Consider the following 12,994-nt stretch of genomic DNA (forward strand, 5'->3'; position numbering starts at 1 on the left):
ATATTTAATTGTATTTATATACCTTTATAAATAAATTACTATAGTTCAAAGTTAAAGCTTACAGCGGTAAATTTCATGCCGCTGTCCCTGATTTTTTTGGATTTTATGTCAACATTTCCGTATTTCTTTAAGAAAGTATTGATTTCATTTGAAACGGCATGGTAATTTTTTCTCTCATAAACTCGGTAATTGCCCATGAATTTAACTTTTTCACTGGTATTTAGAACATTGACTCTGTCCATTCTGAATGACTCGTTGTTCTTCTCTAAAACTGAATTTACTTTGGTTACTATTTCCTCTTTGATTTTCGCTTTTTCCTCATCGCTAATCATGATAAATCCCCCTTATTATTTATCTGCACACATCATTGGTTTTTAAATCCGCCAGATGTTAGAAAAATAATTCAAAAAAAAATTTTGTAATAATAATTTTACGTGACTTCATGCCTTAAATGCATTATATATACATGCAATAGCTATTAGAGCAGATCCTGTTGCAGCAATATATCTTTTAAATACAAAAACAGTAACAAGTGCAAGCAACAAACATAATATTCCTACAATTAAACTTCCCATTGATTTAACCATTCTATCACCATAATATATTTTAATTTTAATGATATTTAAAATAGATTATAGGATTGGCCAGTTTCAAGAAAAAAATCTAAAAAAATAAGTAATGGGGAAAAATGCCCCAATTATTTTGTTAATAAGAAAATTCAAATTTTAGAATGCAATAGCTTTAACATTGTTGTTTTTGTTGAAATCATTTAATGCTGAAAGCAATTTGGCGGAGTCCATGTTGGTTGAATCTTTCGCCCAAACAACTACAACATATTGTTCTCCATTAACATCAATCACTTCTGAAACACCATGAGTTGCATGGTCATAGTCAGTGAAGTTTGCGATGTGGTCTGAACCTACATCAACTTTTAAATCATCATCAGAGAATAAATATTCTCTTCCGTCATGATGGATTACATGATCTAAAACGTCATCGTTTTCAACATCATCGTAGACATCGTCATTTACGTTTTTGTAAATTGAAATTCCTGCGTCCTGATTACCGTTTGCATATACTGAGTAGTATTGTCCATTGTAGATTCCTTTGTATGTATCATCTATTTTAAAATCGTTTACACTTGCAGCACAAACGCCGCCGATTAAAAGTGCAGAAACGACCAGTGCGAAAAATATTTTTTTAATATCCATGTTATCACCTGTTTTTTTAATATAAGAGAAGTATCGTGAATGTAAATCCTCTCTAAGTACAATTAAGTATATGAAACTGTCAGCATATAAAGTTTTTCGAATGTAAGTGCTCACTTGCATATTTATATGGAAAATAAAGGATTAATAATTAGTTATAGTTTAAAAAAAATGTTTTAATACCCTATTTAAAATTAAAAAGGTTTTGACTTTCTTTAACATGTGCGCTCAATCACCAGATTCAACTACAGCAATATTTCAAACAGAAAATTAAAAAGTATTCAAAAAACTATATATTATTAACATCAATAATTCTATATAGGTGAATTTAAATGAATAAGAATATAATAATCGCAATTTTAGTTATTGTCATCATAGCTGTTGTTGCTGCTTTTGTATTTACACAACCACAAGAAACAACTGATGGTAAATTAAATACACAAATCTCATTTTTAAGCGGAACTACCTTAAAAAATGGAGAACAAGTGCAATTCGAACTTAAAGATTTAAAAGGAAATGCTGTTTCCGGTCAGGAAGTAATCATTTCATATGAAGAAAAAGAAGGTCAGGTTCAAAACTACAGTATTATTACCGATAGCCAAGGAAAAGGTTATTTAACATTAAACGGTGAAAGTGCCGGAGACCATAAAATAGCAGTTAAATACAATGGAAGTGAAAAATACAACGGTTGTACTGCAGAACAGACCATAAAAATCGAAGATGGTACCTCAACCGAACAAACTAACACTACCCAAAATTCAACCGCAAGCACAGTCAAATACAACAACGCAACACAATCCCAATCCAACTCAAATGTAAAACAAACATACTATGATGCTGAGTTAAATGTAGAGTAATATTCAAAACTTTAAGTATACTGGAAAACAAAGTAAATATGCTAATGAAAATGAGTTTTATGATGATGTGAGAGTAAGTGAAGATTATGATGATGCAGAACACATCAGAGATCAACAATTCACATGGATTAATAAGGTGAAATCATGGCTAAAAAATATCCTATGACTTATGATGAATTCGAAAGAAGAGTAATGGAATTATTATTTGAGGGTATGGACTCTTTAGAAAAAAAGGAAACTGAAGATGAATTAAAAGAGTTATTGGAATTTGATTCTGATTTCATTAAGAATTTGTATAGTTCTACATGTGGAGCGTATGACAGGGATGATGAATATCCTGAAGCATATTTTGAAGATTTCTTGTTGAAATCTAGAGTAGTTAGTACAATATTAATGTCATTATGATTTGGGGGTGAAAATTATGTTAAGTTTTGTTGGTGATCATACTGAAGAAATTATAAATTTTCCAAATGGAATGTGTGTAAAAATTGACTTTGGAAATATAGAGCGTGATGACTTTGGAGGATTGAATTCCTGTAATATGAACGATTATCGTAGAGTTAGATTATATGATAAAGATAAAAATTTAATTTCTGAAACTATTGAAGAAAACCCTCATTTCTGTCCAGGACGTGGGTCTCTTCCAGATGAATTTGTTGAAGGACAAGATCCTAATGTTATTTTTTAGTTGAATATTAACTTTTTTTTACTTATTCTTTTACTTTTCAATTGGGGTCTCCCTAAGTTTTTTTATAATTTAATAACTCAATATTATATTATACAAACTAACTGGTTTGTATATTCTTTTATTCAATTGGTTTTATGTTGTGATTCTATTATTCGTTTAAATCGAATGTTTTGTAGAGTAATATTCAAAACTAATGGTGAAATGTTAACTCCAATAAAATTAAGGATAGTGGGATACAAATGAAAAGAGCTGAAGTAATTAATAGAAATTATTTAGTTGATCATGCTGAAGATATTATTAATAATACTGATGTAATATTCCCTTATTGGTTATGGTCAGGATCACATAGTGAAACTACTGATGGGGAATTTTTATTAAATATATTCAAACGCATCGAACAAAAACAGCTTTATGAGTCTGGTAATTGGAATATTTTCGGTAGAGGTGATCCTTGGATTGGTCCTGGTGAAACTTGGGAGGAAGCTGAAGATCGTATTGTCAGAGAATATTGTGAAGCTACTGGTCATTGGGATTTATTCATCTGGAATGAAGTGAAAGAATGAAACTTTTAGAAATGGATGGTTTGTTTATAGCTGAGCATATTGATGAGTTAGTAACTATTGAGGATTATGTTCCCGTATCATTTGTACAATATGATAAGCATCATGAAAGATGTGATTTTTTAAGATCTAAAAATTTATTAACTACCATGAGACAGATGGATGAGTTAGTGCGTCAGAAATGTAATCATGCGGATGATTCTGTGGAAGCGTATAATAGTGTTTTGATTGAATGGTTGGTTTGTCATCCTGAGTTTGAGGGTATTTTAACCTCTGAATCTCGTGTTAAGTTCTATGATTTGAAGAATACTTCTAATAGATTTAAATTCATTGATTTGTTATATGATGTGCAATTGCCTTCTGAAAAAAAAAGAGTGGAGGTCTCCAGGAGAGAATATCTCCATCAGAGATGATTCTACAATTCAATTACCTGATTTTAAAGAGAAAGATAAAATTCATGATAAATATGGACTTACATTATTATCTTGTTATTTATCTTATCTAGTTTAAGTTTAAATCGAATGTTTTGTAGAGTAATATTCAAAACTATACTCTTTAGAAGATTTATTCGCATTAGATAATAATAGTCTACAGGAAATTAAAGGGATAGGAAGTAAAACAGCCGGCATTGTAATGAGGTCAATTAAAGGAAAAAGGAGATGATACATTTGAACAAGTTAAAAGTAGAAACCTACTTGGATGCTCCAGTTTAAATCGAATGTTTTGTAGAGTAATATTCAAAACGTAGAGTGAATCAATTAATACCATGAATGAGGGATAACCATGCATTAGATTATCCCTTATTCACCCAAATTTTTTTTATAATAACTTTTTCTTAGCTTCAGCGAATTCCTCATCAGATAATAAACCACGTTCGTGCAACTCACCCAACCTAATAAGACGGTCCATATCTGATTCAGCTTTATCCTTCTCTTCCTGATTTACAACTTCCACTTCAGCCACATTCAAAGTTTCCATGTATTTCTCTTTTAACTCTAAAGTTATACTAATAAAAGCCTTAACAGTAGCAGTAGTTCCCTTTAACAGATAAGCTTCTCCAGTATTTGTATTTATAATGAATTCTGAAGAAATCCATCCCTCATCAGTAATCTGAATATCACGTATATTATCATAGAAAACTTGAATATTATAGTTTATAATGTATAATGCTTTTTCATAGAACTGTACTTGTACGGCTTGCCATTTTGTTTTCCCATAATTCGCCATGCCTATTAGTTTTCCTGTTTCTCCCATCATGGCTCCGGCGACTACTTCATCAGCACCATGTACGCCGACAGCTATTTCAACAATTGCAATAGCATTATTATTCCATATCTTTTGACGAGCCTCTGCTACCTCATCTTTTGGTTCTTTCTTTTTACGACTAAATAAACCCATAAGCTTTACACCTCTCTATTACTGATTTATGCTTATCAGGTTTATATAAAATTAACTAAAAAAACAAGGGGTGACAAGAAATCTTTTTTATTCATTTAACACTATTTGAATATCAGTATCGCTTAAGCCGTATAATTTAAAAATGAGATCATTGATTTCATTTTCTAGAGAGGATATTCTGTTATTCAATAAAATACAGTCTTTTAAACTATTATTAAATTCATTTTCTAATATGTCATGATATTTGCGATTATCTAATTTATTATATTGGGTGATGATGATGTTTAAAAAATCTTCAAAATCATATTTAGTGAAATCAACATCATCTAGTATAATATCAAATTTTCTTTTTAACCATTTGGCAAATGAGTTTAATTCATTTGCATACTCTTTATTATATTCTATTATTTCATCGACAAGAGCTATAATTTCATTTTGTGTTTCTTTATCAACTGAAGGTATTGGAATTAATCTTAAGGAATCAGGATTAATATCTTTATTTTTAACTCCACGTATTTGATTCAATAAGTATAATCCCATCTTTGAATTAATTATAGCTAACAAATATTTTAATGAAACCTCCTCTGAATTAGCTTCCAACTCCTCACGAGTACCCATTTCATATTTAGTAATTGTTGATGAAATGCTTCTATTTTTGACGCCGTTTAAATCTTTCCAGAGGGTGCAAATTCTTAAGGTTTGGTCACAGTATAAATCCGGTTCTCCATAAATAGCTTTAATCTTTCCTAATTTGTTAATTAATATTTTTTCATTAGTGTATAATTCATTGAATGTTGGTCTGCTTATTTTATCAGGTACTCTTTCAGTATCCCATTCAAGATATTTGATTGTGTTAATACGATATTTGTCAATATATTTTCCTTCAGTGTAATCTTTAACATGTATCTCCGAGAATGTATTTGATATTAAATCTTCTTTAATAAATTCTCCTTTAGCTTTTTTCTCATGAGCATTTAAAACCATACCTTTACTTATATAACAGTATTCGCCTAATGTTTTTAGATTTGATAAATCAGTGTCAATTTTAACTTTATCTTCCAAATCATAAATGTAGGATTGTTTGTTTAATAATAAGTCTTTATGTCTTTTATTATGGGAGTAGTATATCTTTGAATTTTTTATTTTAAAAATTGGAATATTTTCGTTTATAGATGATTTTGATATTACTGGTATTAGGTTTTTAACTGCTGCATCTTTAAATATTTTTTCATCTGTTAGATCCACTAATTGTTCTATGGAATAATTATTGTAAATTTTTTCTCTTAATTTTTTTCCATATTCTTGGTCTACAAATGGATATGGTATTATCATACTAAAGTAACCATTTTCTTTAAGAAGATTTAGGCTATGTTCTATGAATGGTATGTATAAATCCCATTTTTTATATAAGCATTCGTATAATCCGCAATTGTTAATATATTCTCTTTCTAATGGTTTGGTTTCGCTATGTAGTTTTGCATTTACATATGGTGGATTTCCTATAATAATATCGAATCCACCTTCTGCGAATACTTCTGGAAATTCTGTTTCCCAATTAAAAGCAGTGCCCGGAGCGATAGTTTCATCACTGACTAAACTGTTACCACATTTAATATTCTTATCTAAATCAGGTAACTTAACATTTCTTTTAGCTACATTTAGGAACATTGCTAGTTTAGATATTTCAACACTTTCCTCGTTAACATCTACCCCGTAAATATTATCTATTAAAATTCTTCTACGGACTTCTTCATCAGACCATTTATCCAGGTTAGTTTCACTTTCTAAAAATTTAATGTCGTTAATATCCCTATGTATCTTTAGAAGTATTTCTGTGGCTTTGTTTAAGAATGCTCCGCTGCCACATGAAATGTCTAATATTCTAATATTTCTAATTTTTTCATCCAATACATCAATGTCATCCATATATTCATTTATTAGTTGATATATATTTGTTGAATGTCCTGTTTTACTTAGATAGGGGAGGATGGTGTTTCGGCATATGTAATCTGTTATGAATTCAGGAGTATAAAAAACACCATCCCTTTTTCTTAGTTCGGAGTTATCATTTTTTAATTCTTCAATATCACCAATACTATTTTCAAATATATGTCCTAATATGTTAACGTTTAATTCTGAAGTGAAATCAAAGGAGGATATGATTAGTAAGTTTTTAAATATAGGATTAATATTTTCTTCTAGTTTAAATAATTCCTCTACATCGGTGAAGTCTTCTTTAAATTTCCAGTTGGTTAAACAGGATTGGAAAAAGGTTTCATGGTCCGGAACATAATCTCGGATTTTAAGGAATCTTAAACTTTCTTTAAATAATCCTCCATTAAATTCAGGAATCTTTTTATTTGGATTGCCTCCATCAACAAATCTGAATAATTTAGTTAATTCATTCCATAATTCATAATCGTATAAATCATGATTTTCAATTAGTAAAGCTATTGTATTGAATGATATTGCAGATGGGAGTAAGTATTCATCTTCAGCAAAACAGATAAAGATGTATCGGTTTAATATTAATTGGGCATAATGTATTGCGTCATTGTGGGATATATCATTACTGTATTCTAATTCTTTTATGAGCATTGCCCTTGTTTCACTAAATAGCTTATAAAAACTATCTTCAAATTTCCGTTCTATTATCTGAGTATTTTCTAGAAGTTGTGTGGGCAGGTTTAGTTCTATTAATGATGGTTTGCTGAATACTAATAAGAATTTTTTTAGTATTTCTTCGTCTAGGTTATCTCTAAATTTAAATGAAATATATTTGTTTGTTGAACTGGGATTGAATAATCTAAATTCATCGTAGTTACTTACTATTGCCCATTTGGTTTCTTCTTTTGCACTTGCATATACTGTTGCTTGGTCTATTGGACTTTCTTGCCGATTATATCTTTTGTTTAAGTCTTTCGTATCGGTTCCTTTCAATTCCATTACAGCATAATCTTTTTTGTTTTGTTGTAATGTGAATTCTACTGGACGAGAGTTATCTGTAGGTGATTGTTCGAATTTTATATCTTCTTTTAAGTCATATCCTAGTAAATCTTTTAGGATTACTTCGGCGAATATGAAATAGTTTTCTCGTTCTTTTGTTAATTCTTCTTTGTCCAGTTTGTCTGACCAGAAGATTATGGGTTCCGTTTCGGGATTGTTTATCTTTAACGTTTTTTGGTATTTTTCGATGAAAGTTTTCATTAGTTTATCATCGAAGATATTATTTTCCAGTTGATGCTTAGTTTCAGCCATTATGATAACCTAACATACAATAATTAATCACTTAATTTATTGTATATATTATTTGGTTAAAAAATATATCGAAAAAAAGAGACCCCGACAAAAAATAAAAAAAAGTTTTAATGGATTTATAACTCGTGGAGGTTATCATCCATTAATAAAAAATCTTCTCTTAATTCTACGTTTAAATCGAATGTTTTGTAGAGTAATATTCAAAACAGAGATTAAATAAAAACAACTTATTGCATTGTCTAATCTTTTTAGTGAAAAATATCCTTGTCCAAAAGACATCCTAAGAAAATTGTATATTTACCCCTTACTAAGAACATTTTCAACAAATACTAAAATAGGATTTTATTTAATTTTAACCATCAAATAATATCCATTGCCAATATAAAGAATTTAATTCCAGAATTTCATAAAATAACAAATTATTTATATGGAAAACAAATGATTAAAGAAATTACTTTTTAATTACTTTTAGTAACAAAAATAGAAAACTTTATATAGTAACAAAAAGTAAATAAAACATGTTTATAACAAAATTATCAATATGGAGTGTGAAAACTATGGTAAGCACAGACGATATTGAAACTAAAATTTCAGATAAAAAAGAAGAATTTGATGAAAAAGTCGAAGACGTAAAAGATGAATTCGATGAAAAAAAAGAAGAAGCAAAAGAAACCTTTGAAGAAAAAAAAGAAAAAGGTAAAAACATTGCAGATAACGTGATGAGCGATTTGTCAAAAACCATTGACGAATTCAAAGAAAATCTCAAAAATATGCAAAAAAGTGCTGATCAAAGATATCAAGATTACAAAAAAACCACCGTGCAAACTTTAGACATCGATTTGGTGGAAACAAAAGAAACCTACTTCATCAGAGCAGCTGTTCCTGGAGTAAGCAAAAAGGACATCTTAATTGAAGCCGGTGACAATGACATTACCATCGAAACCACCTTTGTTCCATACATCGAACAGTTCGATGAAGAGGATGAAGCTGAAGTAATTGTTTCTGCTATCAAATCCGGAAGATGTGTAAAAACAGTCAGATTTGAAAACAGCATTGACATTGAAAACATTAAAGCTAAATTCAGAAACGGAACAGTTATCATAACTCTTCCAAAATTAATAATCCCAAAACATAAAGTTAAAGTAGAATAATCATTCTACTTTTACTTCTATTTTTTCCTAAACATTTATATTTTTATCCGGTCAACTATTTTTATGAAAGAAAAAATTTCGCTTGCCCCATGTAACGGAATGAGTCCGAACGGACTTGTCTGCCGTGTTGCTGTCGGAGACATTAAAAAAGAAAATGAAAACATGATATCCATCTGTATGGGCTCCACATCAGCAGACATTGACAATGAAAACACAGAAATGCTTAAAAAATATCCTATAATAGCTCTTAACGGATGTAAAAACAACTGCGTAAATACCATTTTGGAAAACAAGGGTGTTGATGTGGCAAAAACCATTAATGCAGGTGACGTTTTAGATAATTGTGATGTCAGTGCCAAAGATGCATTCAGACTTGACAGTGAAGGCGAAGAGTGTGTAAAAATAATTAAAAAAGAGTTGGAAAAACTCTTTTAATATCTTACTTTTCCGATGTGTCTGGTTGCGCCCGGATCTTCACCGGTGAAGTGTGCAAGATAGTATACGAACCATTCAAGCGGAATTACAAGAACAAATGGAGATAAAAGCTTATCCACACTTGCGTAATCTTCCAGATTATATAGTATTGTTTTTGCTTTTATATTTTCACAAAAATCAATAGCTTTCTGGGTTATTTCGTCAGATTCAAAATCAGACCTTAAAACGATAATCGGAACGTCCTTTTCAGCCCTTTCGATAAGGCCGTGTCTGAACTCTGCGGAATATTCAGGACATGCGTGCTTTATTGCGCCTTCCATAAGCATTGTCATTGCAAGCTTATATGCAAGACCAAAGTTCGGACCGCTTCCCATACAGTAGAAAATGTCTTCATCCTTGTACTTTTCAGCCAAATCCTTGTTTTCATCTTCAGTTAAAAGCAATAGCTTTTCAAGCATTTTAGGCATGTCTGCAAGTTCTGCTAAAAGTTCTGTTTTGTTTTCATAATCAGACGCCTTAAATAAAATCTGATACAGACATGCGAGTTGAGTAATATAGGTTTTGGTACCTAAAATAGCTGTTTCTGTTTCGCCTCTTGTTATTATTGGAGTTTTAGCTTCAGCTATCATTGAGCTTTCAGGTTCATTTGAAATAGAAACAGTGTGTATGCCGAATTCGTTTGCTCTTCTTAAAGCTGCAAGTGTATCGGCGGTTTCGCCTGACTGGGATGTGAATATTGCTATGGAATTTTCATTTTCAATAAGTTTCTTGTTGTAGTAAAATTCATAACCGACATAGACTTCAATATTGATGTTTGTGGATGACATTCTTATTGCATCCCTGACGCTGTAGCATGTTGATATTGAGCTTCCGCAGCCTATCAGATAGACCTTATCCGCCTTTTCGATTAATTGTGAGACTTCATCCATCTTTTTAAATTCACTTTCAAACGTCTTTTGAAGTGCTTCCGGTTGTTCCATCATTTCGTCATACATTTTATATTTCATAGCTTAAACTCCTTAAAAATTAATAACTAATATTAATATGTAGTAATTCAATATATAAAAATGTTTATCAAAAAAACCTAAAATGATAGTTATGCAAATCGATTTATCTTTAATTGGAATGGAAAAAGGAAAACAATACGAAACCATCATTACAACACATGACAGCGAAAATAATCAGAACGGCGCACCTATCGGAGTGATATGTTCCGGACCCGACAAGGTAGTGTGCCGCATTTTTAAGGGAAGCCACACCTTGGACAATATCTGCTCTCAAAGGGAGTTTGTCGTGAATATTACCCATGATGCGGAGCTTTTTAGAATGTCAACCCTTGGAAATCTGCCCGAAGATTATTTTACGCCCGATGATTCGATTAAAGATATCGGCGCCTATTTCAAGTGTGAAGTGACTTCTCTAAAAGAGGCCGTCAAGCAAAGCGATCCGATTAAAAAGAAAGGTGAAGCGATTGTTATTAAAGCGGATGTTGTGGATATGGTTATCCGCAATGACATCAAAGCCTTCAACCGTGGATTCGGATACGTCGTAGAATCCCTTTCAAATTATTCCCGCTTTGATTTGGTAGATGAAGATAAAAAAGAAGAATACATAAAGGCATTTAGAGAAGCTAAAAGAGTGGTTAGAAAAATAGGTTACCGCAAAGACATCAAGGCCATGGCCGCAATTGAAGAGAAAATAAAAGAAAAAGGATATGATGTTTAGTTTCTGACAACACCAATGAATTCGAAATTATCTCCATCAAACAGTCCCTTATCAGAGATTTTTATGGATGGAATTACAAGAAGCGCCATGAATGCCATTGTCATGAACGGAGAGTCCAGTGTACAGCCTAAAGCTGCAGTCATCTTATGCAGCACATCAAGTTTTTCAGCCACTTTGTATGCATCTTCATTGCTCATAAGTCCTGCAATCGGAAGGGCCAGTGAATCCTCAAAGTCTTCGCTTACAACGGCGAGACCTCCAGAGTTGTCAATAACCCTGTTGACTGCTTCGGCCATCATCTCTGATGAATATCCGACAACAATAATATTATGAGAGTCGTGAGCTGTGGATGATGCAATAGCTCCTTTTTTAAGGTTGAAACCTTTTATGAATGCATTGGATACTTTATTTCCACCATAACGTTCCACAACAGCTATCTTAAGAACATCCTGATATATATCAGGCTGGACCTTACCGTCTTTGGTTATCAGTTTGGCAGTTGTCTTTTCAGTTAAAAGTTCCCCATTGAAGCATTTTATTACGTTGACTTCGCATTCGTCACCGTCGAAGTATACCTCAAAGTCCTCAGGTGATTTTTTTGAGGCGTTGATTGAATTTCTAAATGAAATTTCTTCAACATCAAACAGAACATCCTCGCCATCGAAAACGCATTCTCCATCGATGTATGTCTTTAAGACATTGAAATCATGCAGATTATCGACAATGACAAAATCTGCCTTTGCTCCGGTTACTATTGCTCCTCCAGGCAGGTTAAAGTGATTGGCCGGATTGATTGTAACCATTTCAATAGCCTGAATAATATCGATTCCAAGTTTGGCCGCCTTTTTGACTGACTTGTCAAGATGGCCATCAATGATGTCATTGGGATGTTTGTCGTCACTTACGATAAAGTCAAATATTGGAGAGTGCAATCTTCTCTCGATGATTTCTGTCGGTATGATGCTGAAACCGTCCTGTTTTTTGAGATGATTTAACTTCTCTGAAAAATCAAAAAGAGCCTCCATATTTTTAGCAGATGACCCATCACGTACCATAATTTTCATACCTTTCTGCTTTTTTTCCATAGCTTCTGCGAAATTACTGCATTCGTGATCGGTTACTATATGTTGAGCAATATATTTATCCAAATCCCTTCCACTTACAAGTGGCGCATGACCGTCGATAGGCTTTCCGCACTGCCTTGCAATTTCAAGTTTTTTCAGCACTTCAGGGTCTCCTCCAATGACCCCCGGAAAGTTCATCATTTCCGCCAAACCGACAACTTCATCCTTTGAAAGGAGATACCTTATGTCTTCAGCATCAAGAATCGCACCGGATGTTTCAAAAGAAGTTGCAGGCACACAGGACGGTGCTGTAAAATAAAAATTAAATGGAACCTTTGATGCATCCTCAATCATGAACTCGATACCGTCAATTCCGCCAACGTTTGCAATTTCATGAGGATCACATACAGCCGAAGTGGTACCGTGGCGAACGGCAATCTTTGCAAACTGCTGAGGAGTTATCATGCTGCTTTCAATGTGAATGTGGGCATCGATAAATCCAGGAACAATCAAACCGTCCACATCTATTTTAGTCTCTTCAGTAACTACAATAGGATCGATTGACTTGAAAACGCCATCCTCAATTGTTATTCTTGCCGGATAAATGGATTCTGTCAATACATCTAAAATATATGCTGCGAATTTCATTT

The 12,994-nt window shown here is 32.1% G+C and carries 15 protein-coding genes; 8 read left to right on the top strand and 7 right to left on the bottom strand.

Annotation, left to right across the window (positions count from 1 at the left end):
* Positions 1–38 precede the first annotated feature (38 nt).
* The 3 genes from IJL02_RS05395 to IJL02_RS05405 form a co-directional block, all read right to left on the bottom strand.
* Positions 39–332, bottom strand: a complete 294-nt coding sequence (locus IJL02_RS05395; RefSeq protein WP_292812296.1) for a hypothetical protein — start codon at positions 330–332, stop codon at positions 39–41.
* A gap of 108 nt (positions 333–440) precedes the next feature.
* On the bottom strand, positions 441–587 hold the full coding sequence (locus IJL02_RS05400) for a hypothetical protein (protein ID WP_292812300.1): 147 nt from the start codon (positions 585–587) through the stop codon (positions 441–443).
* Between the two features lie 138 nt (positions 588–725).
* Positions 726–1,211: a hypothetical protein gene (locus IJL02_RS05405; protein ID WP_292812304.1), complete on the bottom strand. Its 486-nt coding sequence runs from the start codon at positions 1,209–1,211 to the stop codon at positions 726–728.
* A 329-nt stretch (positions 1,212–1,540) separates the two neighbouring features.
* Between IJL02_RS05405 and IJL02_RS05410 the strand changes: the two genes are divergently transcribed.
* The 5 genes from IJL02_RS05410 to IJL02_RS05430 all read left to right on the top strand — a co-directional run bounded on the left by IJL02_RS05410 (position 1,541) and on the right by IJL02_RS05430 (position 3,726).
* A complete protein-coding gene (locus tag IJL02_RS05410) occupies positions 1,541–2,065 on the top strand; it encodes an Ig-like domain-containing protein (protein WP_292812308.1) in 525 nt (174 codons plus the stop codon).
* A 144-nt stretch (positions 2,066–2,209) separates the two neighbouring features.
* Positions 2,210–2,470, top strand: coding sequence for a hypothetical protein (locus IJL02_RS05415; protein WP_292812315.1), 261 nt, complete (start codon positions 2,210–2,212; stop codon positions 2,468–2,470).
* A gap of 16 nt (positions 2,471–2,486) precedes the next feature.
* Positions 2,487–2,753 (top strand): hypothetical protein, encoded by a 267-nt coding sequence (locus IJL02_RS05420; protein WP_292812318.1) that lies wholly within the window; start codon positions 2,487–2,489, stop codon positions 2,751–2,753.
* Positions 2,754–2,992: 239 nt separating this feature from the next.
* Positions 2,993–3,316 (top strand): hypothetical protein, encoded by a 324-nt coding sequence (locus IJL02_RS05425; protein ID WP_292812323.1) that lies wholly within the window; start codon positions 2,993–2,995, stop codon positions 3,314–3,316.
* 11 nt (positions 3,317–3,327) lie between these two features.
* Positions 3,328–3,726, top strand: coding sequence for a hypothetical protein (locus tag IJL02_RS05430; protein ID WP_292812326.1), 399 nt, complete (start codon positions 3,328–3,330; stop codon positions 3,724–3,726).
* 406 nt (positions 3,727–4,132) lie between these two features.
* Here IJL02_RS05430 and IJL02_RS05435 read toward each other — a convergent pair whose 3' ends face one another.
* On the bottom strand, positions 4,133–4,711 hold the full coding sequence (locus IJL02_RS05435; RefSeq protein WP_292812333.1) for an SHOCT domain-containing protein: 579 nt from the start codon (positions 4,709–4,711) through the stop codon (positions 4,133–4,135).
* An 87-nt stretch (positions 4,712–4,798) separates the two neighbouring features.
* Entirely contained in the window at positions 4,799–7,969 is a 3,171-nt protein-coding gene (locus IJL02_RS05440; protein WP_292812339.1) for an Eco57I restriction-modification methylase domain-containing protein, read from the bottom strand.
* 557 nt (positions 7,970–8,526) lie between these two features.
* Here IJL02_RS05440 and IJL02_RS05445 point away from each other — a divergent pair.
* Together IJL02_RS05445 and IJL02_RS05450 are read left to right on the top strand one after the other, a co-directional pair.
* Positions 8,527–9,120, top strand: coding sequence for an Hsp20/alpha crystallin family protein (locus tag IJL02_RS05445; protein WP_292812346.1), 594 nt, complete (start codon positions 8,527–8,529; stop codon positions 9,118–9,120).
* 63 nt (positions 9,121–9,183) lie between these two features.
* Complete coding sequence (locus IJL02_RS05450; RefSeq protein WP_292812352.1) at positions 9,184–9,555, top strand: putative zinc-binding protein; 372 nt, start codon at positions 9,184–9,186, stop codon at positions 9,553–9,555.
* Here the strand turns inward: IJL02_RS05450 and IJL02_RS05455 are convergent.
* A complete protein-coding gene (locus IJL02_RS05455) occupies positions 9,552–10,562 on the bottom strand; it encodes an SIS domain-containing protein (protein WP_292812357.1) in 1,011 nt (336 codons plus the stop codon). The genes IJL02_RS05450 and IJL02_RS05455 overlap by 4 nt on opposite strands.
* An 82-nt stretch (positions 10,563–10,644) precedes the next feature.
* On the opposite strand from IJL02_RS05455, the gene IJL02_RS05460 reads away from it, so the two are divergent.
* A complete protein-coding gene (locus tag IJL02_RS05460; RefSeq protein ID WP_292812368.1) occupies positions 10,645–11,280 on the top strand; it encodes a DUF447 domain-containing protein in 636 nt (211 codons plus the stop codon).
* On the opposite strand, the gene ade is transcribed toward IJL02_RS05460, so the two are convergent.
* Positions 11,277–12,992, bottom strand: coding sequence for an adenine deaminase (gene ade, locus IJL02_RS05465; RefSeq protein ID WP_292812370.1), 1,716 nt, complete (start codon positions 12,990–12,992; stop codon positions 11,277–11,279). The two genes, IJL02_RS05460 and ade, sit on opposite strands and share 4 nt — an antisense overlap.
* Positions 12,993–12,994 lie beyond the last annotated feature (2 nt).

This window comes from Methanobrevibacter sp., from assembly GCF_017427765.1.
Classification (GTDB): Archaea; Methanobacteriota; Methanobacteria; order Methanobacteriales; family Methanobacteriaceae; genus Methanocatella.

Bases quoted from the DNA above. Each gene is read 5' to 3' on its own strand.
- IJL02_RS05395 (WP_292812296.1), bottom strand. From the start codon at position 332: ATGATTAGCGATGAGGAAAAAGCGAAAATCAAAGAGGAAATAGTAACC.
- IJL02_RS05400 (WP_292812300.1), bottom strand. From the start codon at position 587: ATGGTTAAATCAATGGGAAGTTTAATTGTAGGAATATTATGTTTGTTG.
- IJL02_RS05405 (WP_292812304.1), bottom strand. From the start codon at position 1,211: ATGGATATTAAAAAAATATTTTTCGCACTGGTCGTTTCTGCACTTTTA.
- IJL02_RS05410 (WP_292812308.1), top strand. From the start codon at position 1,541: ATGAATAAGAATATAATAATCGCAATTTTAGTTATTGTCATCATAGCT.
- IJL02_RS05415 (WP_292812315.1), top strand. From the start codon at position 2,210: ATGGCTAAAAAATATCCTATGACTTATGATGAATTCGAAAGAAGAGTA.
- IJL02_RS05420 (WP_292812318.1), top strand. From the start codon at position 2,487: ATGTTAAGTTTTGTTGGTGATCATACTGAAGAAATTATAAATTTTCCA.
- IJL02_RS05425 (WP_292812323.1), top strand. From the start codon at position 2,993: ATGAAAAGAGCTGAAGTAATTAATAGAAATTATTTAGTTGATCATGCT.
- IJL02_RS05430 (WP_292812326.1), top strand. From the start codon at position 3,328: ATGGATGGTTTGTTTATAGCTGAGCATATTGATGAGTTAGTAACTATT.
- IJL02_RS05435 (WP_292812333.1), bottom strand. From the start codon at position 4,711: ATGGGTTTATTTAGTCGTAAAAAGAAAGAACCAAAAGATGAGGTAGCA.
- IJL02_RS05440 (WP_292812339.1), bottom strand. From the start codon at position 7,969: ATGGCTGAAACTAAGCATCAACTGGAAAATAATATCTTCGATGATAAA.
- IJL02_RS05445 (WP_292812346.1), top strand. From the start codon at position 8,527: ATGGTAAGCACAGACGATATTGAAACTAAAATTTCAGATAAAAAAGAA.
- IJL02_RS05450 (WP_292812352.1), top strand. From the start codon at position 9,184: ATGAAAGAAAAAATTTCGCTTGCCCCATGTAACGGAATGAGTCCGAAC.
- IJL02_RS05455 (WP_292812357.1), bottom strand. From the start codon at position 10,562: ATGAAATATAAAATGTATGACGAAATGATGGAACAACCGGAAGCACTT.
- IJL02_RS05460 (WP_292812368.1), top strand. From the start codon at position 10,645: ATGATAGTTATGCAAATCGATTTATCTTTAATTGGAATGGAAAAAGGA.
- ade (WP_292812370.1), bottom strand. From the start codon at position 12,992: ATGAAATTCGCAGCATATATTTTAGATGTATTGACAGAATCCATTTAT.